Origin of the sequence: Arthrobacter sp. SLBN-83, from assembly GCF_006715285.1 — a bacterium.
Classification (GTDB): Bacteria; Actinomycetota; Actinomycetes; order Actinomycetales; family Micrococcaceae; genus Arthrobacter.
Map to the genome: position 1 here is coordinate 3,318,024 of NZ_VFMX01000001.1, position 26,734 is coordinate 3,344,757.

Consider the following 26,734-nt stretch of genomic DNA (forward strand, 5'->3'; position numbering starts at 1 on the left):
GCCCGGAAGGAGGGACCCACCATGACAGAAATCAGCACTGCCACGACCGCGGTCCTCTCGCCGGCCGTGATCGTCGACATCGACGGGACAGTCGCCACGCACACACTTCCCGACGGACGCTTCATCAGGGGACACCACGAGTACCGGCTCGTCCCCTGGGACCTGCCCAACCCGCCAGTGATCGAAACCGTGCGCGCCCTGTACGCTGCCGGACTTGAGATCGTGTTCTGCTCCGGCAGGCCGGTCCTGGACGACAACGGCTGGGACGTCGGCCGCGCGACCTACGCCTGGCTCATCGAACATGTGGGGGAGTGGACCGCCAGCTGCCCTCTGTTCATGCGCGGACAGGGCGACCGCCGGCCGGACGACATCGTCAAGCCCGAGATCTACGAGGCCTTCATCCGCGGGCGGTGGGACGTCCGGCTCGCGCTGGATGACCGCCCCAGGGTGATCCGCGCCTGGCAGGCCCTCGGCGTGCCGGTGTTCGACGTCCAGCCCGGCTCGGGCGAGTTCTGATGCATGGCCCGCGCCCTCGACCCGCAGTGGGCCGCAGGGCGCGGGCCTGCTTCTCTTCAACTGCCCCGCTACGCCATTCCCCAGCGACTCAGTGTCCATCAGGAATGGTGGGATATGAGGCACTGGCATCCCAGTCGACCACGAATAGACTGGAACCATGACTGACGACAAGACCCCCCAGGCCACGCGCGAGGGCTCCCTGCCGAAGTTCTCCGTGAACGTCGCCCCGACCCAGAAGATTACCGCCGCCGACCTGGGCACCCTGCTCGAGCGCTTCCGCGCCGGGGATGCCGAGCCCCTGATCTTCGGTGACGGGAACGTCCCCGAGGCCGCCGTAATCCCGTTCGCCGACTTCGTCGACCTGCTCCGGCGGGTCCATGCCGACGAGACTGCCTTCCAGGCCGAGCTCTCCCGCCGCATCCGTGCCTCCGACGCCTCCGAGGAGCCCGGCCTGACCCTCGATGAGCTCGGCGATGAGCTGGGCGAGCCTGCCCGGTCAATGATCCGCAAGGTGCTCGACGATGACTGAGGGGCTGCGGATCAAGGTCCATCTCAGCCCCGGGGCCCGCCAGGACATCGAACGGCTCAACCAGCGCGCCCTGAAGAATCCGCACAGCCGGGACGAGGCGCTCCTTGAGGCCACCATCGTCATGCTCCACCGGCTCAACGGCCGCCGCCACCCGACTAAGCCGCTGGACTACGACTCCCGCTTTGCCGACCTCTCCGACTGCGACACAACCTACGTCGGTGCGGACCCCCATGAGAAGCCGCCGCTGCGCATCGTCTCACGCGACGTCAGGCCCGAGCCGCCCGGCGGCATCACCCGGCGCGAGATCGTCGCCATCGGCGCACGCCGCGACAGCGAGGTCTACCGGACAGCCGGCCAGCGCCTCGGGCGGCCCGTCGGGGTCACCCTCGACCAGCTCGCCGCCCAGCGCCGCGCATCCGCGGCGAAGAATCATGCCCCGCAGGCGGGCAGGGGGCTCGACACACCCGCACCAGTCGGTGCAGACCTCGAGTTCGACTGACCATTGGGCCTCGTTTCTGTTCGTCATTCAGCCTTTCTCATAGAATGGACATGAATGATGATTCGATGGAGACGGGATGAAGTGATGCACGACTACGACACGGACCACCAGACCTGGGATCCGGCAGTCGCGGAACCACGCCGGGGGATGAGCCCGCGGGCGCAGCTGACAATCCGCCGGAGCCTTGCCCTGGCGATCGCCCTGGGAATGGCCTACGGCATCTTCCATGTGGTCTTCCGCACCGATGTTCTTGCGCCGGTGCTCGCGTACGCCGAACCCGTCAAAGAGGGGATCACATGGGTGATCGAGGATCCGAAGCGGGCCTGGCTGGCCTTCGCCGTGCTCGTCATCCCGCACATCGGGCTCTACTACCTGCTGTTCGAGGACCGGAAATGAGGGGACTGGCCATGCTCAGGAACACCAGAACGATCGTGGGGCTGTGCGCGCTCAGCGGAGTCTCGGTCACCGCCGTCATCGGCTGGGCTACCGGCTTCTTCGCCTGGGCCGTGGGCTCCGTCCGTAGCCTGTGGGATGGCTTCATCGCCTTCCTCAACTCGCCGTTCAGCTGGGAGCACCTCGCCGCCGGCGCGGGCGTGCTGCTCATCCCGATCATCATCATTGTCGTGATCTTCGCCATCGCGGATAACTGAGTCGCGCGGCATCTTTTGCAGTACCCGCTCCGGCCGCCGATTCTTGCTTCAGCGGGTACAAATTGGCTGCTTAGGCCCGCGACAGCTCGGAATGCCGCTCGAGGCTGTACCGGATCAAATCCATAGCCGGGGTAAGGGCCCAGACAAGCAGCCTCATGGTCGGCCGGTTTTCCTTGGCGATGACATCATCCGGCAGAGAAGTTGACTGCGCCGGCTTCAGCACGGCATCCGCGGCCCAGCGCCTGCCGTGGGCAAAACCCGAGCACAGCTGCCATACGGACAAGGCGGACGTCCTGGGCACCAGGTCGCGGACCTGCGTGAGTATGTGCGTGCTGCTGGGGAGAATCAACTTTCCAGCGGCCCCGGAGGCATCGAGAATAGCCTGCAGTTGCGCCTTGTCGCTGTCGAAGTCCGGAAGCGTTCCCTGAAGATTCGGATGGCGACGTGCCAGTTCGCTGTACGCAGTCTCGCGGTCTTTGGCTACCTTCAGCGACAGAGACAGCGAACGAACTATCCTGGTCGCCTGTTCTTCTGGCGCTGAAATCCAGGCGGCCTGTGCGGCGCACTCAATGGCTGCCCTGACCAGCGAGAACGGGGCAAGAGTATGTGATGCTCCGGCACCAAGCATGATGCTGTCCAGCGCGTGCAAATGATCGATCGCGCTGACTACCGCATTGGCGATGTTGTGCGACGCCTGGTGGGGTTTGATGAGCCCATCGTCCTGCGCCAGACGGCTTCCGGCTTCCGGGATCCATGCCTCGTGGGAATCCCGGAAGCCCAGCCAGGTCCTCAGCTCCTGAAAATACGAGTCGGCAATCTCGAACTCTTCAGGTTCATCTTCTCGTCGCATGACTCCATTCTTCACATGGCTACATTCTTTATCGCCAGGCACGCTGGAAGCCTTCCGGGAGGGATACTTCCGTCGGCGACAACTCAGGCCTGACCCGCATGAGGCGGACTGAATGCCGGAATGCCTGACCCGACCAGGCTATGTCGGCCGAGACTTCAACCACCAACGGCTCCACCAAAGTCAAGCGAGTGGTGCCGCCCTCCTTGGTGAAGCGGTCCAGCACCCGTTCGCTGATTTCCTCCGGCCATGGATGCCTTCCCCGGGGAGGACGAAGATATGTGGCCAGATCCCTTCCCGCACGAGCCGTCAAGGACGTGGACCGGCCGACAATCCGCAGCCGTCCGTGTACCGGCAAACCCACCACCGCTGCCCGCGGGTGCGCCATGGGACCTATGACCGCCGCAAGAACCACATCAAGGGCGCTTCTGCTCTTGACCTTCAGCCAGATTCGCCGGGGCTCGTACGTCTGCCCTTCACCCTTGATCACAATTCCTTCCACGCCCGTGGCGGTCATGTCACTGAACCACGTGGCCGCCAGGGCCTGGTCGCTGGTCACCGGTGACAGATGCAGTGGCGGAACCCACCCGCGCGCCAGCTCCTCGAGCAGAGCCCGGCGGTCCCGGAATTGAAGCCCGCGGGTATCCTGCCCCGCCACTGCCAGGACGTCGAAGGCGATCAGCGAGGCAGGGCTTTTCATCACGAGCTCCGCAAGAGCCGCCTTTGAGCTCACCAGGCGCATCTGCAGCGCATCGAAATCCAGCCGCCCTTCGGACCACACCACAACTTCGCCATCGACAACACAGCCCGGAGGGATCTGCTCACGCACGGAAGCCAACACGTCCGGAAAGTACCTGCTCAGATCCTTGCCCTGTCTGCTGTAGAGCCACGCCCCATCCGAACCGACCAGGCACACTGCCCGGAAACCGTCGAACTTCATCTCAAAGACTGAGCCGCCGGACAGTGCGTCACCGCGTGGTATCGACTCCACGGCCTTGGCCAAAGCAAGGGCAACAGGAGGATGCAGGGCGGCCGGCAAACCTTCGAACATCGTGGGCACAGCGTAAGCCCAGCGAAGCAGGGGTGGAAACAAGGCTTCCTCCCGGCTGGATACAGCACCAAGCACCGGGAAGCGTCACAGCAAAGCTGTGACCGGGTCCTTCTTCGATCAGGGAAACCAACCACATTCGAAACAGGAGTCGTCATGTCCACTGAAGCTGTTACAAACCCCGCTGGGTCTGCCGGGACTGCCGGTGGCCGGCGCTACAAGGAACCCACCTCACAGCAGATTGAAGATGCCGCGGCCCTGATGTTCCTGGCGGCGACAAGGAAAGCTCTGCGGGACCAGCAGCACATCTGGGATGTCGAACTGGAGTTGGAACTCACCTACACCGTGCACAACCAGCGCAGGTACTGCGTGCACGCCAGCACCCGTACAGGTGAAAGCCTCACGGGCCCACACGGTGTTCTCGTGCATCCGGCCAACGGAACTGCGGAAACGGCTGCCTGGAGCATTGCCGCCGAGGTTCGCAATGCAACGGCAAAACGTCGGCAAAGGCGGCCATCAAGATTGCGTGACTACTGGCCATTACCGGGGCGGGGCTTCCGAGGACCTTCCTGGCGTGGCTTGTGTTTTGTCTTTGCCGATCTTTAGCCAGAACCAACCGACATACCAAAGAATCGCCACCAGTCCGATGACAAAGCTGCCAAGCAGCAGAATCTTGGACACGACGTCCAGGCCCTTGGGCTCAAAGGCCATCATGATCAACGGTACGAGGATTCCCAGCGAGAGGAGGCCCAGCATCCACATGGCCGCAGCCACACCCACAGGCTTGCCGACGCGGGCCAGCTCTTCATCCAAGCGGTCCCGCTCGGCCACAGCCGCCCGGAGTTGCGTCCGCAGATCTGCCTCAGCCTTGATTTCCTCGTCCTGCCGTCGCAGGCTTGCCGCGTGTGCCGCATCTGAAATGATCCCCGGTCGAAGTACCGAAGATAAATCCGCATAGCTGCTCGGTCCAAACATCGCCAGACCCGCCGGAGAGGGAAGGCTGCGTCGCCGATGCTTGAAGGCCTGTTCGTAAATATCCTGATCGGCGTCAGCAATCACCAGACCCCGCTCGACAAGAGCTTCAAGCTCCAACGCCTTGGTGTCACCCTTCCTGAGCTTCCCGTTGATAGCCTTCACCGCGTCCTGCACGCGTTGCCGAAGCGAAAGCGCATACGGTTTGAGCTCATCCACTGCCGTTCCCCCTAGCAAGCGGCCTTGGATCAAGGAGTCGAGATCCAAAGCCGGATCTTCGAGTATTTTCTCCACTGCTTCTTCGTAGAGATAGCTCTTTGCCCTGTTCAATCGCGTCTGATGGGCCTGGTCCAGGTCCGACTCAATGTGCTGAATACGGCCGGTGGCTGCTTCCACTAACCTCCTGATACCCTCGCGTTCGCTGGAGATCGCGACAAGCCGGCTGACCAGGAAACCACCAATGATGGCGACCAGAACGGCCGACGCCTGGCTGAGGGCGGACAACAAAGTGCTCGGGTCCCAGTCCTTTTCCGCCGACCTGACAATCACACTGAATGGATCGCATTGCACCACTGACTGGAGCAATGGCACATGGGAGGTACAGGTGAGGAATTCAGACGAGATCACCGAGCGATCATAAGCGACCCCTGACGATGCGCCGTGCACAGGGACCGGTCTTGGCACCTGCAGCCCCTTACGGACAGAAGAACCCCGGTGATGCTTCCGCATCGCCGGGGTTCTTCTTTTTTTCTGTCAGCAGCTGCCCGTCGTCTATCCCGCCACCCGGGCAAGGACCTCCTCAGCCTCGTCAAATTCATCGATCAGCCTCAAGGTCTCCTGGCCGCCCAGGTCAGTGTCCGGATCGAGCCGTCGATTGATGCTGCGTGACGCTGAGAACTTCAGCACCGAGTAGTCATCCACGTCCTTCTTGCCGAACCGGACCTTGTGGCCTTTGTGCGTCTGCCGGGCGAAGCGGCCAAAGCCGGTGAGCACGACGGTGTCTCCACGGCGCACGGCGTCGGTGAGCTCCGCGATGAGCGACTCGTACACCTCACTCACCACCCTTATCGGCTGTCCGCTGCGGCCGGCCACCTTCGAGATGAATCCACGCTTGCTGATCCGCGGATGAACCGTCGTCTTCATGCCCACACCTTTGTCCTATCATCCCTCGTCGTCCGCTTCCTGCTTGAAAACCAGTTTATCCGACAGGCCTGTCGAAAAGCGATCCACAGACCTGTCGGTATTCATTCAACTAAAGCTCGAAATCCGGATCAATGGACTGGCGGTCGTCCTTGTACTCGTAGTCAACTGACTCAATAATCGACCGAGTCTTCGGATCGCGCCGTGTGCTGACGATCTTGTCGTGGGACTCGTCGAACCGCTGCTGGTCGGCGATCCGGTGGGCCGCGTTGAGCTTGGCGTTGATGTTCTTGTCGCCGAACTCCATCATCGAGCTCACGGAGGACTTCGCACCCTGCTTGGTTACGTTGACGTTCTTCTTGTTCTGCGCACGCTGCTGCTCCCAGCGACCGCGGTCCTCGGACGTGACGTACCCGAACATCTGGGCGAGCCGGGAACCGTACCGCTCCTGCTGCTCTACCTGCTGGTCGTCGCTCATGGTCCTGTCTCCTTCTCGTTCGTTTCCGGACTATGCCGGCTGGTAGTCCTCGGCTCCGCGGTCGCGGCTCCACTGGCCCTCCGGCCCCGGCCGGGCCGAGGGGCCGGGCCCCTGTCGGAAGGGCTGGGGCCGCGTGCGCTGCGCCGCCAGGAAAGTAGCGGGATCGTCGACCGCGGCCCGCATCGTGTCCTGCCAGTCCTCGCCGAGGGCCAGCTTGAGCTCGTGCTCAAAATCCGGGTCCTCCTTGTTCAGCTCCTCGATGGCGTCCACGTAGGCGTTCGAGTAGACACGCTGCTGCTCCTCGTCCGAGAGACCATCGATCTCCATGCTTGCGAGCATGCTCTCGGACTGGTCGAGGCGCTGCTGGAGGTCCTCGGGCAGCCCGCGGGTGTCCAGGCCCTGCTTCTTGGCCGCGAAACCGATCATGTAGCCCATGACACTGCCGCCGAGGGCCTGTCCGTCGCCACGCTGGACGCCGTCCAGCATCGCCGCCTTCATGGTTTCCGCCAGCTGCACCTGGTGCTCGTCCGGCTCCATCGGCAGGCGCAGCGTGAACATGCCCTCGTCGGGGATCCGCCGGCCCAGGTGGTCGTCGAACTCCCCGGTCCAGACCTCGCGTACCCTGTCGGTGCCCGCGAGGCGGGCCTCGTGCGGCGGGGCCTTGACGATGCGGCCGTGCGCGACGCCGTTGAACATCAGGCGCAGCTCCGGCTCGGACTCCATCCGCTCGCCGATGATCGTCCGGGCGCGCTTGACCACCTCGGCACGGTCGAGCCCGTCGTCCTCCATCTGCTGGCGCAGGCGCTTGCGCAGGGCCTTGTAGCTGGCGTTGATCTGCTTCGCGTCCTGCTCGGGGTCACGCATCTTCCAGAAGGCGTTCTCCATGAGTGCGACCTCGGTCATGGCCGCCGACTCGGGAGTAAACAACTCACGGTTGCCCCGCTCGCGGCGCTCCAGGTCCTCCAGGCGGGTACGCCAGCGCCGGGAAAGGAAGTCGTCCCTGCTGGTGCCCCACCGCCCGCCCGACTTCCCGGACTGCTTCCCGCCGTCGTCGCCGTCGTCGCCGGAGGCCTCCTGCGCCTCCGGCGCGCCCCCGAACAGATCTCCGACCAGGGCCGCCTGGCGCTCGGCCCTCTCGCCGATGTGCCGGGTCTTCGCGTCGATCCGGTCCTGGACCTTGTCCTTGAACGGCTGCAGGTAGGAGTCCATCTCCTTCCTGAAGTCAGGAGCGAGCATCCGCATTGCCATCATCATGCCGGCGGCCTGGATGACCGAGTTCGGGTTCACGCCGCGGGTGAGCGGACGCAGGCAGCCCTGCATCATCATCTGCATGTAGACCGCGTGCATCGCGTCGAACTCCTTCGTGCGCTCCCCGTCGTTGAAGCCGGGCACGAGCAGCTTCGAATCGCGCAGCGTCTGCATGTACGCCTCGCCCGCCAGCCGCGTCTCCGCCCGGAGCTTCAGCAGCCGCTCCCGGTCGTCGAGGCCGTCATCGTCGGCCGCAGCGCGCTCCTGGTCGCGTGCACGCTGGCGCTCCCGCTCCTCGGTCCGCTCCCGCGTCGTGGCCCCGAAGAAGCCGCGGGCACGGTCGCGCAGCCGCTCGCGCTGCCCGCGTGAGGTGTCGTGTCCGGCCTGCGTGTCCGGCTCGTCGACAATCTCCGCGTCGATGATGTCCTCCTCCCCGGCGTCCATCCCGTACACAGGATGGACGTGGCCCAAGGGGTCGACAGGCAGTGCCTTGCGCCCCCGGCCCCTGCCGCCCGGACCCATTTCCTGCTCCGTGTCCTGTGTCATGTCAGCCTCCCAGTCCATAGTCGTCGTCATTCTGCTGCTGCCCGGTCTCGTAGCTCGGCGTCCAGGCCGGGCGACGGCCGCCCACGCCGACGGCGTGTGCCGAGCGCCGGCTGGCACCGCGCGCCCTGGCGGCCCCGTCCCCGGTCTGCGCGAGCACGTCACGCTTGAGGACCGAGGCATCCACCGCGGCCTCCGCGGAGTCCAGGCCGTCCAGCCCGTCGAGGCCGTGCGCCGCGAACGCGTCGAGCTCGCGCGCCGCCGCGGCCCGGGCACGGCGGGTGCCCGCTGAGGCGAACTGCTCGTTCTTCTCGCCGTCGAAGACGCTCTCGCGGTTCTTCGCGACCTGCACCAGCGCCTCGAAGTCGCCGCCGTAGGCCATACGGTCCATCACCGTGCCCGCCAGGGACGGGTCCTCCTCGAGGTTGCGCACCAGGCCCGACTTCGGGTCCTCCAGCGCGCGGGCCACACGGGCGACGCAGTCCGGGTTGACCGAAACGTTGAACCCGTCCTTGGCCTCGTAGAACTCGACGAACTGGGCCTCCCACTCCTCGGCCGTGGCCTGGACAGCCTCGCCGTCGGCGAACTCGGGACGCCACTGGCCGGGGCCGGGGTGCTCGAGCTTGCGGCCGCGCCACAGATCGCGCCCGGGACCCTGCAGCATCTCGTACTTGTGCCGTGCCTCCGCAGCGTCGTGCTTGGCCTGCAGGATCGACTGGGTCACCGGATAGGTCACCTCAAGCACCGCCTTCAGGTCAGCGCCACGCAGGGCGCGCACCGCACGCTGGGAGAACGAGCCACCCAGTCCCGTGCCGTGGGCCTTGATCGCCGTGGCGAACATCGAGGCCTCCTGGTCCTCCTGCGTGATGCCCGGCGTGCCCTGCTCGTCGCCGAGGTTGCGGGAGTAGTCCGCGAGCTTTTTCTCGCTGCCCTTGGCCCCGGTCTCGACGCAGACTTCACGCACGCTCTGCAGGTGCGCCTCGCGGCTGCTGAAGGTCAGCGCCGAGCCGAACTCGCCGCGCTGTGCTGAGCGATAGAGATCGCTGAGCTCCTCGACGAGGACCTCGTGGCCGGCGGCAACCTCGTGCGGATCGCTGACGAACCGCAGGCGGTTCGCCTCCCTGACGGCACTCTCAAGGCTCTCCGCCAGCTCCGGGCTCTTGGACATTGCCACCTGGGTGTCCAGCGAGACCTGCATGGCCAGCGGGTGCGAGCCGTCGGCCTTCACCACGCCGGTGTCCAGGAGGTTCGCTCCGACCGAGAGCCTGGCCATCGCCTCGGCCTTGGCGGCTTCGCTGTGCAGCCTCACGACGGCGACCGCGTCACCGTCGAAGTCGCCGTCGAAGCACTGGTCCATCACCGGGTTGATCGCCGCGCCGGTGAGCCGGTCGTCGATCGCCACGCGCATGTAGCGCACGCCGGCGTCGCGCAGGACCGGGTCGCGCCAGACCAGCGCGTGATCGCCTTCGGCCAGGCCCAGCTGCTCGGCCTTGACCGAGCTCAGAGCGATCTGATCGATGTCCAGCCGAGGGTCGGCGGTCCAGACCATCGTGGCCGAGTCCGACAGGCGCGAGCTCATCAGCCCGGTCTTGAAGATGTTGTTCTTGCCGGTCAGCACGCGGTTCTGCACGTCCGTGGTGATCGCCTCGAAGGCACGCTGGGCCCGCGAGACAGACTCGCTCATGCCCCGGCGCACCTCGGCGCGCTTGTCCGGCGACAGGCCGTGGTCATCCAGCTGCTCGGCCATGTACCGGTAGCGGCAGGCTTCGACGAAGACGTCCTGATAGCTGCGCGTGTAGTCGTGCGTGACGGACGTGCCGTCGTCGAACTCCTGGCCGCTGCGCAGGTGCGAAGAGAGCACCGGCAGCTTCCACGAAGTCGCGCTGACCGTCTCGGTCAGCTGACTCGTCGGGTAGGTCAGCGGAAAGGGGATTTCCATGTCGCCGCCACGATCGCCGATCAGGTCGCCGAAGGACTTGCGCATGGCCGTGGTGTTCAGCCCCGGCGTCGCGCCTTCGCTGCGCGGCTGCGTGCGCATCAGCTCCGGCATCGGGATCAGACGGCGCTCGGGCCGCTCGTCGACACTCTCGGCCTGGCCCACGACACGCAGGGTGCCGTCGGCCTCCATGTCCAGTCCCGCCACCAGCAGATACTCGCGCAGGTTCGACTCGGCACCGGAGTTGTGGCCGTAGAACTCGCGCATGATCGCCGGGCAGTCCTGGGACTGCAGCGCCCAGGCCAGCTGCGAGGAGGCCTTGCGCCCCTTGCCGGCGCGCACCTGTTCGTCGTCGTAGATCTTGGTCTTCTCGTCGACAGCCATGTGGGTGACCACGAACCGCATCTCGCCCAACCCTCCGTCGACCGGCCCGGCATCGGGGCCCTGGACGGCCGGGCGGCGGATGTCGCCCACGGCACCACCCATCAGCTCGCGCGCCGATCCGGCGTTGCGGCGGGAGATCAGCGAGAACGGGCTCATCACCACGTCGATGCCCGGGTTCTCCCTGAACCAGGCCACCTCCTGCTCCAGGCCCTGGGCACGCGCCTCGTCCGGGTCCATGTGGCGGTCGACCACCAGAGAGACGACACCCTTGTTGCCGTGCAGATCGCTGATCTTGTCGCCCACGACGAGGTCGCGCAGCTGGCCACCGGCCCCGCGGATGCGGTGCCGCTCGGAGAACTCCGTCGACACCACGATCGGGTCGTCGGCCGTCCAGCCGCCGAAGGTCATCAGAGCGGTGCCGGTCGGCTTCGTCACCTCGGAAGACTGCATGATCGTCGAGGCCGTCATCTGCTGGCGGTCGAACGGGTCATAGCGCAGCGTCTCCAGCTCCGGCCGGCTCATCAGCGGGGCGCGGGAGCCGGTCACGGTCTCCGGGTCACCCGGCTCAATCGTGCCGTCGGGGCGCACGGCGGCGTCCTCGGTGAGGTAGCGCACGATGCCCTGGTTGGTCGCGCCGCCGGTCATCACCGGATCGAAGAAGCCGCCGGGAGCCGTCACATGGTTACGGTCGGTTCCCGTGAGCACCGTCATGTTCCGTCCACCGGTGAGCCGCCAGGCGTCGAAGACGTTGTCGTCGGCCGGGTCGGTGCGATCGCGTTCGGCGCGGTACTCAGCGTAGATCGTCGAGCCCTGCTTGATCTCGTTGGAGTAGCGCACGCGCTTGGCCTCGGTCTCGAGGATCGAGGCCGTCCACTCGTCCAGCCGTGCGGTGGCCTTGCCGGTGGCAGGGTCGACCTCATACGTCGTGGCCCGTTCGATGAAGTCAACCGGGTGCTTGGTGCCGTAGAGCTGCGAGTACACCGCGTTCAGCGAGGCCGGCACGCCGGTCCGGCTGCGGCCGGAGACGAGGTCACCGGCAAGCTGGTACTGGATGCGCTCGTGCATCAGCTGTTCGTAGCCGCGCAGCACCGTGCGCTCCTCGACCGACTTGGGGGCCTCGCCCGGGGTCTGGGCCTTGATCCGCGCCTCGTAGCCGGGGACGATCAGCGCGTTCTCGCCACTGGCGAAGCGCGTGACAATCTCCCCATGGCTGCCGACATCGAAGACCTGGCCGATCTCACCGGAGACCGGCGTGGCCTTGCCGTCACGACGCAGCTTTTCGGCGGTCCAGCTGATGACGCCCTGCGCGTCGACCAGGATCTCACCCGGCGTCGCGGCGTTGCGCTCGATGCTCTCCCGGACGGTCTGACCGATCCGGCGCATGAACTCCGAGGGATGCTCGGCGATGGGGGCGGCGGTGGCCGCATGGAAGGAGACGATCCGGTCCTTGAAGCGGGTCGCCTGGAAGCTGGTACCCATGAGCTCGGTGGGAGGCACCCCGCAGCGGCGCAGCGCCGAGGCGAGGTTGTCCAGGTTAGACCACTGGCCGGTCGGGCTGGTCATGTACTTGGCGACGCGGGCGGGGTCGAAGCGCTGGTCGAGCCACTCACCGTCGATCAGGTGCGGCTCGGCATCCCAGGTGCCGACCAGCTCGAACGGAACGTCATCAGCGTGCGCACGGACCTTGTCGGCGGCCGTGCCACCATAGACGAGGTTGCCCAGGTCCGGAAGCTCACCGGCCTGCAGCTCGCCGATCTCCTCCAGGCGCTCCTGGTACATCTCCTCGGTCGCGCCCGGACGCAGCAGCTCGCTGCGTGCTCCGGTGAGCACGTCCCAGTAAGAGCGCTGGATCGCCGCGACCTCGGGGTCAGAGGCATACTCCGGGGGCTCGATCTCGTCGAGCGCGCCCTCGGTGCGCTGCAGCTCAGACTCCGCGCGCAGGATCAGCTCCTCGACGCCCAGGGCGGCGCGCAGGTTCTCCCGCGCGGTGTCCACGGCCTCGCGACCGTAGGCCTCGGCCGGCTCTGCGTCCACGAAGAAGGTCGGCAGGGAGCGGTTCTTGGCATCCCGGCGCAGCATGACCTTGGACCCGGGGCGCGGGGCGCTCTCACCGGGGACGACATAGTCCGCGACGACGAACATGCTCTCGCGGTCGACGTGATAGCTGTCCGGCACGTCGATGAGGGAGCGGCCGCGGCCATGCTCGGGGTGGCTGGAGCCGACGACGCCAACCACCGTGCCGGGACGGTCCTCGCGTTCGATGGGCAGGCCTTGGGCGAAACGCAGCAGCCGCACGGCGTCCTCGGGAGTCGGGGCGGGCACGGCCATGCCGCCGGGCACCCGGTGATTGGTGCTGTAGCGCAGCACCGTTCCGTTGTCGTAGATGCGCGCCCCGGCGTACTCCTCCTGGCGCGTGTCAGTGAGACGGATCTCCATGCCGGTCCCGGAGATCCGGGCCTTGATCTGTCCGGGCTCACGGTCGCGCAGGACCTCGTAGGCCACGCCCTGGGACTTCAGCTCCTCGAGCAACGCCGCCGAGCGTGCCACCGCCCGCTGGGACATGAAACGGTTGCGGTCAACGCGGCCGGTCTGCGGGTCGCGTCCGCCGTCGATGACCCACTCGCGGACCTGGTCGTACTCCTGGCGGCTCATCTTGTCCATGAGCGCCGTGAGGCCTGCGGCGTCGTCGTTGGTCATGGCACGGCCGGCCTCGTACGGCTTACTGTCCTCGTCGAGCCGCCAGAGCGTCATGTTCCCGCGGCGCGGCTCAGACAAGGACTCCACCTCGCCGCCGGCGTTCTTCACGATCGTCTCGTCGGGAATGTACAGCAGCTCGGTACCTGCGCGCTTCACCGTCGCGCGCTCGGACCAGGCCGGGTCGTAAGGGCTGATCGGCAGCCGCGCCGAACGCGGGTCGATCTCCGCTCCGACGCCCGTGGCACGGGTGAACTCGCGCTGCAGCGTCTGGTAGCGCTCGTTGGCGGGGGAGTGGTCGCCGAACTGCGGCTCGTAGTCCGGGACGCGCTCGGAGAAGGCCGTGTCGATCGCAGTCAGACACGCGGTGACGCCGAGTCCGGGATCAGCCAGGGCGGTTCCGCGCTGGCCGAGGATCTGGTCGACCCGTGCACGGATGGCCTTCGCCTGGGAGATCGGAATGATCTCCCCGCTCTGCTCCCGGGCCTGCTCGACTGCCTTGTAGAAGACGTACTCGTAGAAGTACCGCCTCAGTCCGTGTGCCTTCTTCATTGCTACTCAGCCTCCTGTGGACGCTCGGGGACATAACTATGTATAGATCATACGCTGATGATTCGAATGGAAGCGATAGATGAGTCAGAAACGAGCCAAAAGACGAATGCCAGGACAGTCGAATTGCATCGACCGTCCCGGCACGGAGCGAATAGACCCGCCGGCACTACCCCCGGGACTTCATCTCAACGGCCATGGCCCGGTCGAAAGCCCCATCGGCCAGGACCTCCCAGCTGGGCAGCGAGGCCAGGTAAGTGTAAAAGGCGGCGTGCACCTTGACCGTGGCCAGCGACCGCAGATCCTCCTCGGTCACGTCCTGCTCGGCGAACACGCGCGAGCCCTCGTCGCTGATCTGGCCGTTGATCCTGCGGGCGGCGTCGGTGTAGGCATCGGAGCGGACCTGGCTGATGTAGGTCTTCGACCCGTCGGCGCTGCGCAGCTCGCCGTCCCCGCCGACTGAGAAGTGCTCGCGGTCCCGCTGCATCTCCACCAGCGCGGTCTTGTACGCCTCACCGATCTCAAGGTCCAGGGCCTTAACCTTCGCCGAGCCGTCGAGATTGATCAGCATCTCCTTGCTGACCGTGCCCTCGGCGTAGACCAGGCGCTTGTGGTCCTTCTGCGTCGCCTGGTGGGCAGCCACGGTCGCGGCCACCTCCACGTCCTCCAGGAACTCCTCGTCGTTGCCCAGCATCATGGCCTCGTAGTCGTCCGGGTCCACGACCACCGGGGCGTTGGGGTCGCCACTCTCGTCGGTGAAAACCATGCGCGTGATGACCTCCATGACCTCGTCCGAGTAGACGTCCGGGTCAAGGCGCTCGATGTCGATGTCCTTGTAGTCGTACGTCTCCTGGTAGAGCGTCTTGGCGTCGGCCGCCCTGACCGCCTGGGCCATGCGCTTGTCGAGCATCTTGACGAAGTCCGGCTGGTTCATGCGCACGTCGAACTCCATCGCGGAGCTGAGCGTGGGGATCGTCTGCAGCGAGTACTCGTGCCCCGGGTGGGTGATCGTGTTGCCGAGCAGCTTGAATGACATCGGCAGGATCGTCTCGTTGCGGTTCCAGACCGGCGCGTCGCCGGCGCGCAGCACGATCGAGTTGCGCGGCGAGAGGAAGGCGAAATCGTTGTACTTGATCAGCGGCTCCTCCTCCGTCGACCAGGTGCGCGAAATCGCTCCGTCCGTCTTCCCGCCGACCACCTTGTCCAAGTTCTGCGTGATCTGCTTCGAGCTGGCGTGGGTACGGTGGGTCTTGCCGCTCATCTTCTCCAGCGTCTCGATCATCGAGTCGTCGGTCGACTTGAGGAAGACGATGTTGCTCGTGTTTCCCTGCACAATCTTGTCGACCGACTCGCCGTAGACGTCGCGCAGCTGCTGCAGCGTCTGCAGGATAAGCGTGAACTGCTGCTCCTGGCCGAGGCCGATGGAGAGCATGGTCTCGAAGCCGGCGATGCCGTTGCCGTCGGACTGCAGGTTGCCGAGCTCGTCGAGCATGAACCGGGTGCGGTAGAGCGGCTTCTGGTTCGACTTGGTCATGTACGACTGGTCAAACGAGACGTCCACCAGCTGCTTGACCAGGATCAGGATCAGCTTGGCGTACTTCATCAGGTGCGGGGGAGTGACGAGAAAGACCGCCTTGGGCGACTCCGAGTACCGCGCCATCGTCTGCGTGATCGCGCGCGCCCGGACCTCGACCTCCTCGGGGTGCCCGCCACCGGAGAAGTCCAGCTTGCGGCTCGGGAAGGTCGTGTCGCCGGGCTGGAACGAGAGGATCTTCCTGTCGCGGGTGCCGCCCTCGCGCACCGGCCGCAGCTCGCGCAGCACGCCGTTCTTCACGATCTTCTTGCCGGTGACCGGCTCGACCACGAAGTGCCGGCCGTTGAGGGAGAGCTGGTAGCTCTTGCGGAAGTGGAAGTAGAAAGTGCGCACGAGCATGCCGCTCTGCGGGTTCTTCAGCTCCAGCTTCAGCCAGGCCTCGTCGCCGGGGAAGATTCCCTTGAAGTTGTAGCGCGCCCAGCCCACGCGGCCGACAATCTCCGAGTGCTCGAAGTCCTTGCCAAGGTTCTGGATGAACATCGGGTCCGCGTACGCCGACCAGCTCGCCATCTGGCCGAGCAGGTGGTCGCGCTTCATGAAGTTCGGCGAGAACCGCACGCCCAGCCGCCGCGGGAAGGACAGGCCCGCCAGGTCAGTGTTCTGGCTCGGCTTACCCGAGGTCAGGGTCGAGATCGTCGGGTCGGTGAAGAAGCTCATGCCCGTGATCGCGATGCCGTAGACCGAGGACATCATCTTCTCCGCACCGGCCATGGCGACCAGGGCGTTGTGGGCGTTGCCGACGAGCGTGCGCATCGAGTTGCGCGGCAGGGCCTGGGTGGCGTTGAAGTAGAGCGTGAGCAGGTCCTGCTCGGCCTTGCCCTCCCACAGGAAATCCTTCTCGGCGACCTTGGCCTGCTCCTCGGCCAGGGCGTCCTCGTCCTCTTCGAACTCGCCGTTCTTGATGCGCTTCTCCAGCTCGGCAGCGGGGTTCTTCCACTTCTTCGAGGTCAGCTGCACGAAGAGCTGGTAGCAGTTGTACAGCGTGACCTTTCCCCACATGTCGTCCAGCCGCTGCTCCAGCGTGCCCGGGTCCATGCCGGTGGCTGCTGCGTACTCGCGCAGCTCACGCTCCTCCTCGAGGTAGTAGTCGATGAGACCGTAGGCGGCCCGTTTGAAGGCGTTGTTCGCCGCGTTCGGCCAGACCGGGTCCTCACCGCCGTCCAGCGGGAAGAAAACCTCGCCGATGTTCTCGATGTAGAGCGCGCACTTGGTCGAGTCGCCCTCGCGGGCGGCGTCGGCGGCCATGCCCAGCGGGTTGTAGATGTCGGTCTTCATCGCGTTGATCAGGTTGAACTGCACCGGCTCGAAGCCGCGCGTGACCAGCGGGATGTAGTTCTTGACGAGCAGCTCGCCCTTGGGGTCGTTGATGACCATGTTCGAGGGCTCCTTCTCCCTCGACCACATGTCGATCATCGGCTCGATGTAGGTCTGGCCCTTGCCCGCCCGGGTGATGGCCAGCACCATCGTGTTCACGGGAGCAGTGTCGACGATGTAGGCACCGGCAGGGCGCTGGACTTCGTACGCCGGGAACTCCCAATCATCAGTGATCAGGTCCGACACCGTACGGTAGGGCCCGAGCTTGTCACGGTTCGCGCCCTGGAGCTTCCCAGGGTCCATCGCCTCTTTGGCCTTGCGCCGGCTCTCCTCGGTCGGCGGGTTGTACGGGATCACCGTTGCGTCATACTTCCGGCGCAGCCGCTTGTCCCGGGGCAGGCCCGAGGCGTCGAAGAGCGCCTCGCCGAACTCCTCGTCGATCAGCGGCAGGGTCTCGACCAGCGGCTCGCCGTCGTCGCCGTCCATGACCTCACCCTTGTAGTAGACGACGTTGCCGTCCTGGTCAATCACGTCGGACTCTGCGCGCCGGGAGACCTTGACCGTGCCCAGCCCCTTCTTGCTGAGCATCATGTGACTGATCATGGAGCTGACCTGCACCCCCGAGTGCGCACCGGCGTCCGGGAACCAGTCGTAGTTCTGCTGGACCTCCTCCGGCAGCGCGATGTGCTGGTCGTTGCGGTGGTCGTTGATGTCCGTGTGGTCGACCGTCGCGTTGTGCTTGGCGACCTGGCGTCCGGTCCAGGTGGAGATCATGATCATGACCAGCGCGCCCGATCCCAGCGTCAGGAAGAGCTTGAACCCGGTGACGGACCCCAGCTGCCCGCCCACGTTCGTCGCCGTGGGCGTGGCCCCCTGGTCAGCCTCCGGGGCGTCCTGGGCGGCGCTGCCTGCGTGGGTCCACCACGCTGGCACCGGGACGTCCTTGAGATCCGGGTAGCACTTCGAGCCGATCTCGGGGTTACCCTTCTCGTTGACGGCGCGGTAGCACGTCATCGGGGCCCCGCCCTGGCCTGTCGTAGTGTCCTCCACGTAGTACGAGTCCGGCTTTCCGCTGCTGTTTCCGCCCAGGCCACCGCCCATCGTCGCCCCGAGCGTGAGCACTGCCGTAGCAATGACCGAGTACAGCACCCACGCCACGATCGCGACCAGCAGGCCGGCGACGCCGGCGAGCGCGAGGCCCGACGTGTTCGACTTCTTGCTCAGCCGCTCGCCGCGGTCCAGCTGCTGGTCTTCATAGACGTCCCGGTTCGTCAGCGTCTCCTCCGGCCGACGCGCCGAGATCTTCTCCCAGCCGCTGGCCTTGGGCCGTGCCGCCCTGCGCTTGCTGCCTGCCATGGTTCTCCCTGCCTGTTTCCGCGTGTGTCTGTGTGTCCTGCGCCTGTTGTGATCCGGAAGACGCCGACGGCGCACGGGGTGCGAGCCCCATGCGCCGTCAGACCCCCGTCGATCTCCGAGTCGGATCAGCCGCCCATGGCCGCCCCGCCGATGAAGCCGGCGAGGCCGCCGAGCACGGGCAGCGCGACGATCAGGGCGATGAGCATCTTGTTGTAGCGGCTCTGGATCTCCGAAGCCCTTGCCAGCTCGCTGGCGTAGGACTCCTTGTCCGCAGCCATTTCCTCCAGCCGCGCCTCGTAACGGCGCTTGACCGAGTCCTCGACAACCTCCATCTGCTGCAGCAGGTCCGTGTTGCGCTGCGTGGCCGAGTCGGTCTTCTCCTTCTCGAGGGACAGGCTGTGCTGCCATTCCGTCTCGCGGGCCTGCATCTGCGTGATCGCGTCCTTGCGGTTGCGGTCGAGCTCGTCCTCCATCCGGCGGATGCGGTCGGCGTGCTCGTTGCGGATCGACTCCAGCAGCGCCTCCTGCTCGCGGCGCAGGACGCCGATCTCGTCGGTGGTGCGCTGGTGCTCTGCCAGAGCCTCGGCCTGGGCGATGTCCGCCTTGCGGTTGTCGTCGACGATCCGCTGGATCTCGGCCTTCCACTGCCCCAGACGCTGCTCCTCGGCCTCGAGGTAGGCCTTCTGCTTCTCGGCCAGGACCTCGAAGATCCGCGTAGTGCCGACCTGCATCTTCAGGGCGGCGTCGGAGCGGCGCACGCGCAGGATCTCCTGGCGGTCGTGCGAGTAGGAGTTCTCGAGCACCCGCTCGATCTCGGCGACGGCGTCGGCCTGCTCGCGCTCCATGCGGGAGCGGTTGCGCTCCTTGTACTGGATCTCCGCCTGGAGGGCGGCCTGCTCGGCGAGCTTCTTCGCCTGGGCCTCGTAGTCCTGGACGATCTCGGCCTTGCGGGTGCGGATCCGCTGTTCCTTCTCGGACTCCCGCTCGCGGTGCGCCGCCTCGGTGCCGTCCTTGAGTGCCTTGTAGCGCGAGCCCTCGCGGTCGGTGGCCACGTCACGGATGACCTGCTCGACGTGGGCCGACATGAGGTTCACGTACAGCGTGCGCAGTTCGTCCTCGTGCGCCCACCGCAGCTGGGCAAGGTCGGCGTTGGCCTGCCGGTTGAGCTGGGCGACCTGGTCGCCGAGCCATTCGGTCGCACCCTGCGGCACCTCGATCTGCACGACCGGCGCGCCGATGGCGAAGGTCGCATTGAACTCGTCCAGGCGCACGTCGAGGTCCAGGTCCTCGGAGAGGAAGCGGCGTGCAATGACCTCACGCACCTGCTCCTGGTTCTCCAGCAGGACGGCTTCCTCCTCGGCCGGGGCGTACGCCGTATCGTCGGCGGTCACGGGACCGGACTCCTCGTCGAACTCCTCGAAGCCGGCCGTGCCGTCGAAGCCGGGCTCCGGCTCCACCGCAACCGGGGCCGCGTCCTCGTCTCCGAAGTCGACGGCTTCGTCGTCGAACACGGGCTCATCGCCCGCAGCGTCGAAGACCGGCTCGTCACCGGCACCCTCGTCCCCGCCGGAGATCGAGTCGAAGATCGGGTCACCCTCGTCGGCGGTATCCACGGCAGCAACAGCGTCCGCGTCCGCCGCGGGACGGGTCCCGGGCTCGTCGGTGGTGACGCCGCTGTGCTCGCGCCAGGCCTGCGCTCCGACAGCCTCCTCGAGGCTCAGCGTGCCGGAAGCGACCTCCTGGGCCTGCTTGAACGTGGCCTCGGCGACCAGGTCCACCAGCAGCTCGCCGCTGGGCTTCTGCCAGACGACGGCCCAGGAGTACTCCGCGCCAGCCAGGAGCGAGTACTCCTCCATGCGCGCAAGCGTCTCCGTGTTGGGGATGATGCCGAAGACCTCTTCGCCCAACATCTCTGCCGTGGCGACGGTCTTGATCTGGTCGGAGTCAATGAGCTCGATGAGCGAGCCCTTCGCCTCGTCGCGGCCGTGCCGCTTGCTCAGCCCGCCGATGGACTCGGCGGCCAGCACGAGCATGACCCACGCCGTGCCGCTGGGGAAGACGAACTTCGCGTTCGACCGCAGCAGTTCGACTGCTGCGGGGATCGCCGTCTCCCTGACCACGGACGACAGCAGCTCGTCAGGCTTCTTCTTCCGATCCTTGTTCCGGCTTCCCGCAGCCGTGCCCAGAATGCCCATTGGTGTCGATCCCTTCGATGATGAAACGCAGTTCGCCTGGTTTATGAGTATCCTATCGCTTATGAGTCGATAGGTGCAATGATAGACAATTCGACACGACGCCGAATGACCCACAATGGCCGCTGGCGCAGATCAGCGCACGGCGCTCACCTCGATGCACGCATCGGAGGTGAGCATGTCCTTGTGGTCGCTCGCCAGCTCGCCGACGACGTCGATCCGGATCCGCCGCTCAGAGGGATGCTCGTTGATGAACGTCGCCACTCCGGTGGTGACCTCGTCGGTCATCTTCGCCACCGCGCCACGGGCACCGCCGGCATTGGAGTCGGTGTCGCCCTTGTCGTCGATGAGGTACTGCAGGACCCTCTGGTCGATGTCTACCCGCACGTTGTGCTTGATGAGGACCTCCTGCACCATGTGGCGCAGCTTGTTGCGCACGATCTTGCGCTGCGTGTCCTCAGAGAGCGGCTGGAACGGGACGATGGCGTCGATACGGCCCAGCAGCTCGGGCGGGAAGCGGTTATCCGCCGAGGTCTCGGTGATCGAGCGGCGGATGAGCTTGTCGTACTTCAGCAGCTGCTCGCCCGAGCCCGTGTCGTCGGCCGCGTACTGCGCGATGGTCTTGTAAATCTCCGAGCCTGCGTTCGTCGTCATGACGATGTAGGTGTTCAGGAAGCTGACCTCGCGATTGTTGTCGTCGGAGAGCCGGCCGTCGTCGAGCACCTGCAGCAGCAGGCGGGTGACCATCGCCGAGGCCTTCTCGACCTCGTCGAACAGCAGTACGGCGTGCGAGAGGTCCCAGACCCGCTTCGTCAGCTCGGAGCGGAACAGGTCCATCGAGGAGTCCTGGGCGTACTCGGACATGTCGAATCGGATCAGGTGGCGCTGGTCGTCACCGAAGAGCAGCCGTGCCAGCTGCTTGGCAAGCTCGGTCTTACCCACACCGGTCGACCCCGTGAACAGCAGCGAGGCCTCCGGCCGGCCCTTGTCGTTCAGGTCCGCGACCGACAGCTGCAGCCGCCGCGCGACCGCACGCGTGGCCAGGTCCTGGCTGAACACCTTCGAGTCCAGCTGCTCCTTGATCTTCGCGCCGTCGACCTTGAAGGCAACGTTGACGCCCAGAGACTCCTGGAGCACGTCCGAGAGCAGATCGCGGTCCAGCGCCCGCTTGGTGAGGCGGTGCCAGCCAACCATGCTGTCCAGCACCAGGATCGACTTGCGCGGCTGCGAGCTCGCCGGCATGTAGCGCGTGGTGTACTCATAGATCTGCCGGTAGATGTGGTCGTCGTAGAACTGGTCGGCGACGTCGTAGTGCTCGGCCATGCCCTGCAGAATCCGGATCGTCGTCTCCTGGTCCGGCGGCGTCAGGTTGATGCGCTGCAGCCGTTCAACCAGCGGCTGATTCGGCGCAATGTGCCTGTGGAACTCGTCATAGGTCGTCGCGGCGATGATTCGGATGCCGCGTGCCCCGGAAGCCGCCAGCACCGGCTTGATCGCCTCAACCGCAGCATCGGAAAGCTGGATGATCTGGTGGAACTCGTCGATGAACAGGACCAGCTCCTGCTTCTCGTCCGCCACGAAGTGCTCGGCCTCGTCGAAGAAGCCCTTGAGCATGGCGGCCATGCGGTCCGAGTCGCCGGCCTCGGAGATCATCCGGGACGGATCGACCTCGAGATAGAGCCGCTCGGCGTCAGCGGCCATCGTGGCCTGGACGAGAGCGGTCTTACCCGTACCTGCCTCGGCCAGGAGCAGGGCGTTGCAGAGCTCCGGCCTGCTCATCGAGGCCAGCAGCTGGAGCTTCTCGTGCTCGCGGCCGACGATCTCGCGCTCGGCCCTCTTGAGCGGGTCCGACAGCTTCGACAGGAGCGGATAGCCCTCATTCAGGTGCACTTCATGGAACATGCCGTGGAAGACCTCTCGCCAAGACTTGAATTCATCTGATAGATCAGTCAAAAGTCTATCATGGCACCATTCGGCTCGACTGTGATAGGACAGCGAAAGGCCCCCGGACTCATATCCGGGGGCCTCCTGGCCATTCACTCCGTAGGGGTGCTGTCACAGCCCCGGCTGGCGGTCCTCCTGGGACGAAGCCCCATCCTGCTCGAACTGGTAGTCGTACCGCTCGCTCAGCGGCCTGCTGGACTCCCGGTCGCGCCGTGCCCGCTCGTTCGCCTCCCGCTGCTGACGCATCGAGGCACCCACGCGGTCGACCAGTGCGCGCCCGGCCTCCGCCCACATGTCCTTGCCCTCGTCCGGGGCCGTGATCTCGTCCAGGCCCAGCTCCAGCAGGCTCGTGCCGCTCAGTGGGCTGGGATCGTTCGTCGCCATAGCCTTCTCCTCCTCCGTGCCTGTCTCAGGCCCCGCGCTGCTGCTCGGTGCCCTCGGGCCCGCCCTGGCCCTCGAACTGATAGTCGTACCTCTCGCTGACCGGCTTCCGTCCCTGCGGCGAGGTGCCCGGCAGCTGCTCCTGAGCACCACGGCCGACAACCGAGCCCATCCGCCCGACCAGGTCCGCCCCGGCAGCGGAGCCCTGGGGGGCCTTCTGTCCGCCATGTCCGGCCAGCTCCGTGTGCAGCCCGCGGGCTGCACCCACGGCAGCTCCCCTGGCGGCGCTGGCGGCGACGCCCCTGGTCGATGCACCAGACTGCTGGGCACGTTGGGCGTGGGCCGCGGCATCCTGCATGGCCTCGGTGCCGAGCCGCCTGGCTCCCTCGCGGAGGCCCGCGGACTGCACGGCCTGTCCGACCTTCGACCCGGCGGCCCGCTGGGTGAGCGGGACCTTCACCGGACCCTGAACCGTGCCGCCGGCATGGGCCTGCTTCGCCTGGGGCTGCTCCTGCCGGGACGATTCCGGCTTCGGCACATCCGCTGAAGTGATCATCCCCGGTGCCGGCTCAGCCTGCGGGCGCGGCCGCCGCTCGACCACGTTGGGGTTGAACCTCGAGCCCGGCTGGCCGGGAGCGGGGGAGGAGGGCAAGCTGTATCGGGGACCCCGCACCGCGCCGAGGCCCGCCTGCGAGCTCGGGCCCCGCTGCTCTCCGGTATCGGGGGTGGCCCCGCGGATCGCCGCCAGCTGCTCGGGCGTGTACGACGTCGGGCGCTGGCCGTGCTCCGGTCGGCCCTGGGAACCTTTACTGAGATCTGCCATGATGATTCGTTCCTCTCTATGCGAAAGGCCCCCGGAGAGGTTTCTCCGGGGGCCTTTCAATGAGTTCTGCTGAGCCGTGGATCGGTGTCAGCCGACCGCGGGGGCCTCGGCCTCGACGACCTGCTCGGCCTGGGCGGTCTGCTCCGGACCGGCCTGGCTCTGCTTGGCAGCCGCCTGGGTCTCCTTGGCCGCCTTCATGGAGGCGAACTGGTTGTCCAGGGTCTTGGCGTCGACCTTGAAGTCGCTGGCCTCCACGGACTTGGTGTTGACCACCAGACCGGTGCCGCGCGAGGCCGGCATCACGTTGCCCTTGAAGCCGTAGACGGTGCCGACCTTCTCGCCGTCCTTGTTGAGCAGCGGCTCCGTATTCGGGCCCGCGGCCTTGACGATCTCCTCCAGCTGGCCCACCGAGTAGGGGGCGGTGTTGGCGAAGCGCTCCTTGCCGTCCGGGCCCTTCACGCGCTCGGACTTCAGGTGCAGGTTGCTCTGCTCCGGTCCGCGCGAGTCGCGGGCGTCGACCTGGATGTCGGCGTAGTGCGACTTGCCGTCCTTGGTCGCGCCGTTGTCATAGACCTTGGCGATGAGGTTGACCCCGGTCATTGCGCCCTTGCCCTTGAGAAGTGCCATGATCTCGTCCTTTCGTCGTTCCGTCCGCCACTCGGCAGAACGGCCTTGATCATTCACGTCGTCCGAGCAAAGCCCCGAAGTGCAGTGCCGAACTGCTCTATACACTAATACTCCTATAGAGCATTCCGCAACCATTCGAATGATCTTTCGACTCGTGTCCCTACTCGTGCTGGATACCGTCGGACCGGCCTGCCGGCTCCTGCTCGGGGCCGGGGAGGACCCCGGCACCAGCCACCGCGGCGTCGACCCGCTGCTGGACACGCACCACCAGGCCGGCGTCGAGCGAGGAGGCCTTCGAACGGCGCATCCGGGCCGCCTGTTCCTGCTCTTCGCGCAGCGCCGCGATCCTCGAACGCAGAAGCGGCCGCATGGAGCCGTCCTCCACCGGAACCAGTTCCCGCGAGACCCGGGTCATCGCGGCGATGTCGTCGACAGGGAGGTCGGCGATCGCCTCAGACTGGCCTGACTGGTCGAGGTACTCCATGGCCGCCAGCAGCAGCCGGCGGCGTTCGGCCGCGGCTGCGGTGAACTCCCGCCGGGCCCGCTCGCCGATCTCGACATCGGCCACGAAGTCGTAGCCCAGGTGATGCAGGTCCAGTGCCTTGACGTCGTCGAAGGGGTGCGCCGTCCCGGTCTCGATCGACAGCTGGGTGGAGACCTCCGGATCCCCGCCGGCGACGGCGCTGCGCTGGTCAGCAGGACCGGCGACGAGCACCAGCCCCGAGTCGGCCAGGTCGGTGCGCAGCTCCTGGAGCCGTTCGTCGTAGACCTGCTTCATCGTCTCGATGCGCGCGTCCAGCACCGCCCGTCCGGCCTTGCCCGCGGTCAGGTGCCGTCCGCCGGGCTGGCCGTAGATCTCGCGGCCCATCTCCTCGGCCTGGTCGGCGTCCTTCATCCGCTGCAGCGAGGCGTCCTGGCGCAGCGCCATCAGCGAGAGCAGGCGCTGGCCGTACGCGGCGACCTCCTGCTGCTGGGCGTACCACTGGCTGGCGTCGCCGACAAACGGCAGGAAGTGCTGGTACTTGCTCATCACCCGCCGGTGCCAGTCCTCTTCGTAGCGGTAGAAGTCGTAGAGCGGCCGGGAGTCCTCTACGGCCACTTCGGCCTTCTCGGCACGCTCCCATTGCCGGGCCAGGTCGCGGTAGGCGCTGGCCTTGGACTTGTGATGCTGCAGGCGGGAGGCATAGCTGCGCAGCCGGAAGCCGAAGGAGACGACGTCGTCCTCCGAGCTGCCGTGCTGCTGCTGGCGCTCTGCGGCCAGGGCGGCCATCTCGGCGTAGTCCATACCCATCACCTCAAGCATCGGCGTACGCACCCGCAGCTCCTCCTCGGGCAGGGCGCGCAGCATCTGGTAGACCCCGTTGACCGCCCGCTCGGTGATCTGGTTGCGGCCCGCGTCGACCAGGCGCTGCCACGCGTCGGTGGGCAGGCCCTCGGCCTCCCGGCGCTGATTGGCGTACTCCACGACCCTCTCCATTGCCGCCGGCAGCGGAGAGCCCGGCCGCTCCAGCTGCTCGGCCACCAGCTCGGAGACCAGACGGTTGGCTTTGCGCATCCGCAGATCGTTGGTTCCGGCGCGCCACAGCGAGCGGTCGGCGGGCAGGCAGGCCAACAGGAACTGGGGGAGGGCCTCTGAGCGCATGCGCTCGTGTGCCCAGCGCTTGATGAAGGTCGTCACGTTCCTGCGCTCGTAACCGACGGCGCTGGACAGGTGCGCGACGGCCTGCTTCTCGTCCAGCCAGGCGTCCACGCCGCGCCGCAACCGGGACTTGTGCCGGTCCAGAAGCTTGCCCCGCTGGGTGCCGTCCTTGGCCAGGTGGCCGTGTCCGGCGTCGACCATCGCCAGGTGGCAGTGGACGTGCTCGGTGTCGACCTGGATCACGCCGACGTAGCGCAGGTCGTCGAAACCGCTCGTGCCCGAGCTCATCCGCTCCAGCCCGTGCATGATCGCCATCCGCAGCTTCATCTGGTCGATGTGGCCGCGGTAGTCCCCGCGGCCTTCGCAGTGAAAGTCCTCGCCGACGATGCGGTGCCGTTTCAGGTATTCCTCATCGAAGGAGAGCACGGTCTTCAGCACCGTCTTGCCGCTCTCGAAGTGTTTCTGGATGTCCCGGGATGCAGCCCGCAGCTGCTCGTCGGAGAGCGACACTGAGCCGTAGCCGAAGGCCACGCCGCCATCGCCCTGGGCCTGGCGCATTATCGTCTTGGCCTCGACCCTGCTCGTCCCGGCGCGCTCGACCGCGCTCTCGCGGGCCATGTAGCGCAGGATGAAGTCGTCCGTGCGCAGCCGCTGGATCGGCGCGAGCGACTCAGTCGCCTGCTCGCGCGCCATGTACCGGGTGACGTAGTCGCCGGGGGTGCCGCCCCGGGACCCCTTGCCGCCGGGCAGCGGCACACTGAACTCGTTGACGATGACCACTGACTGCTTCAGGCCCATCCCGCCTCATCCCTCCGTCGTGTGAATGCACAG

Annotated in this window: 20 protein-coding genes; 6 read left to right on the forward strand and 14 right to left on the reverse strand. The window is 66.4% G+C overall.

Annotated elements, in window-relative coordinates:
- Positions 1-21: 21 nt before the first annotated feature.
- The 5 genes from FBY30_RS15560 to FBY30_RS15580 all read left to right on the forward strand — a co-directional run bounded on the left by FBY30_RS15560 (position 22) and on the right by FBY30_RS15580 (position 2,194).
- A complete protein-coding gene (locus FBY30_RS15560; protein WP_056387434.1) occupies positions 22-516 on the forward strand; it encodes a phosphatase domain-containing protein in 495 nt (164 codons plus the stop codon).
- Between the two features lie 157 nt (positions 517-673).
- The gene (locus FBY30_RS15565) at positions 674-1,045 is read left to right on the forward strand and encodes a hypothetical protein (protein WP_142133564.1); all 372 of its coding nucleotides are present in this window, start codon (positions 674-676) and stop codon (positions 1,043-1,045) included.
- Positions 1,038-1,544, forward strand: coding sequence for a hypothetical protein (locus FBY30_RS15570; RefSeq protein WP_056387430.1), 507 nt, complete (start codon positions 1,038-1,040; stop codon positions 1,542-1,544). The genes FBY30_RS15565 and FBY30_RS15570 overlap by 8 nt, the downstream gene beginning before the upstream one ends.
- Before the next feature lie 54 nt (positions 1,545-1,598).
- The gene (locus tag FBY30_RS15575) at positions 1,599-1,940 is read left to right on the forward strand and encodes a hypothetical protein (protein WP_142133565.1); all 342 of its coding nucleotides are present in this window, start codon (positions 1,599-1,601) and stop codon (positions 1,938-1,940) included.
- 11 nt (positions 1,941-1,951) lie between these two features.
- Positions 1,952-2,194 (forward strand): hypothetical protein, encoded by a 243-nt coding sequence (locus tag FBY30_RS15580; protein WP_142938892.1) that lies wholly within the window; start codon positions 1,952-1,954, stop codon positions 2,192-2,194.
- 70 nt (positions 2,195-2,264) lie between these two features.
- Here FBY30_RS15580 and FBY30_RS15585 read toward each other — a convergent pair whose 3' ends face one another.
- On the reverse strand, positions 2,265-3,044 hold the full coding sequence (locus FBY30_RS15585) for a hypothetical protein (RefSeq protein ID WP_056387420.1): 780 nt from the start codon (positions 3,042-3,044) through the stop codon (positions 2,265-2,267).
- A gap of 28 nt (positions 3,045-3,072) precedes the next feature.
- Complete coding sequence (locus FBY30_RS15590) at positions 3,073-4,092, reverse strand: ATP-dependent DNA ligase (protein WP_056388143.1); 1,020 nt, start codon at positions 4,090-4,092, stop codon at positions 3,073-3,075.
- A 153-nt stretch (positions 4,093-4,245) separates the two neighbouring features.
- On the opposite strand from FBY30_RS15590, the gene FBY30_RS20715 reads away from it, so the two are divergent.
- A complete protein-coding gene (locus FBY30_RS20715) occupies positions 4,246-4,695 on the forward strand; it encodes a hypothetical protein (protein ID WP_160141485.1) in 450 nt (149 codons plus the stop codon).
- Here the strand turns inward: FBY30_RS20715 and FBY30_RS15600 are convergent.
- The 12 genes from FBY30_RS15600 to mobL form a co-directional block, all read right to left on the reverse strand.
- The gene (locus FBY30_RS15600) at positions 4,630-5,688 is read right to left on the reverse strand and encodes a hypothetical protein (protein ID WP_056387415.1); all 1,059 of its coding nucleotides are present in this window, start codon (positions 5,686-5,688) and stop codon (positions 4,630-4,632) included. The two genes, FBY30_RS20715 and FBY30_RS15600, sit on opposite strands and share 66 nt — an antisense overlap.
- Before the next feature lie 144 nt (positions 5,689-5,832).
- Positions 5,833-6,204, reverse strand: coding sequence for an HU family DNA-binding protein (locus FBY30_RS15605; protein WP_056388141.1), 372 nt, complete (start codon positions 6,202-6,204; stop codon positions 5,833-5,835).
- A 109-nt stretch (positions 6,205-6,313) separates the two neighbouring features.
- Positions 6,314-6,679 (reverse strand): hypothetical protein, encoded by a 366-nt coding sequence (locus tag FBY30_RS15610; protein WP_056387413.1) that lies wholly within the window; start codon positions 6,677-6,679, stop codon positions 6,314-6,316.
- 30 nt (positions 6,680-6,709) lie between these two features.
- Positions 6,710-8,503 carry a hypothetical protein gene (locus FBY30_RS15615; RefSeq protein ID WP_142133566.1) on the reverse strand — a complete coding sequence of 598 codons (1,794 nt, stop codon included), beginning with the start codon at positions 8,501-8,503 and terminating at the stop codon, positions 6,710-6,712.
- Positions 8,475-14,036 carry a hypothetical protein gene (locus FBY30_RS15620; protein WP_056387406.1) on the reverse strand — a complete coding sequence of 1,854 codons (5,562 nt, stop codon included), beginning with the start codon at positions 14,034-14,036 and terminating at the stop codon, positions 8,475-8,477. The genes FBY30_RS15615 and FBY30_RS15620 overlap by 29 nt, the downstream gene beginning before the upstream one ends.
- Before the next feature lie 166 nt (positions 14,037-14,202).
- Positions 14,203-18,297 carry a type IV secretory system conjugative DNA transfer family protein gene (locus FBY30_RS15625; protein ID WP_056387403.1) on the reverse strand — a complete coding sequence of 1,365 codons (4,095 nt, stop codon included), beginning with the start codon at positions 18,295-18,297 and terminating at the stop codon, positions 14,203-14,205.
- A 125-nt stretch (positions 18,298-18,422) separates the two neighbouring features.
- A complete protein-coding gene (locus FBY30_RS15630) occupies positions 18,423-20,492 on the reverse strand; it encodes a hypothetical protein (RefSeq protein ID WP_142133567.1) in 2,070 nt (689 codons plus the stop codon).
- Positions 20,493-20,624: 132 nt separating this feature from the next.
- Positions 20,625-22,391, reverse strand: a complete 1,767-nt coding sequence (locus FBY30_RS15635; RefSeq protein WP_056387398.1) for an AAA family ATPase — start codon at positions 22,389-22,391, stop codon at positions 20,625-20,627.
- A 153-nt stretch (positions 22,392-22,544) separates the two neighbouring features.
- On the reverse strand, positions 22,545-22,817 hold the full coding sequence (locus FBY30_RS15640) for a hypothetical protein (RefSeq protein ID WP_056387396.1): 273 nt from the start codon (positions 22,815-22,817) through the stop codon (positions 22,545-22,547).
- Positions 22,818-22,842: 25 nt separating this feature from the next.
- A complete protein-coding gene (locus FBY30_RS15645) occupies positions 22,843-23,637 on the reverse strand; it encodes a hypothetical protein (RefSeq protein WP_142133568.1) in 795 nt (264 codons plus the stop codon).
- An 87-nt stretch (positions 23,638-23,724) separates the two neighbouring features.
- Positions 23,725-24,264, reverse strand: a complete 540-nt coding sequence (locus FBY30_RS15650; RefSeq protein WP_056387390.1) for a hypothetical protein — start codon at positions 24,262-24,264, stop codon at positions 23,725-23,727.
- 160 nt (positions 24,265-24,424) lie between these two features.
- Positions 24,425-26,701 carry a relaxase MobL gene (gene mobL / locus FBY30_RS15655; RefSeq protein WP_160141486.1) on the reverse strand — a complete coding sequence of 759 codons (2,277 nt, stop codon included), beginning with the start codon at positions 26,699-26,701 and terminating at the stop codon, positions 24,425-24,427.
- Between the last annotated feature and the right edge of the window lie 33 nt (positions 26,702-26,734).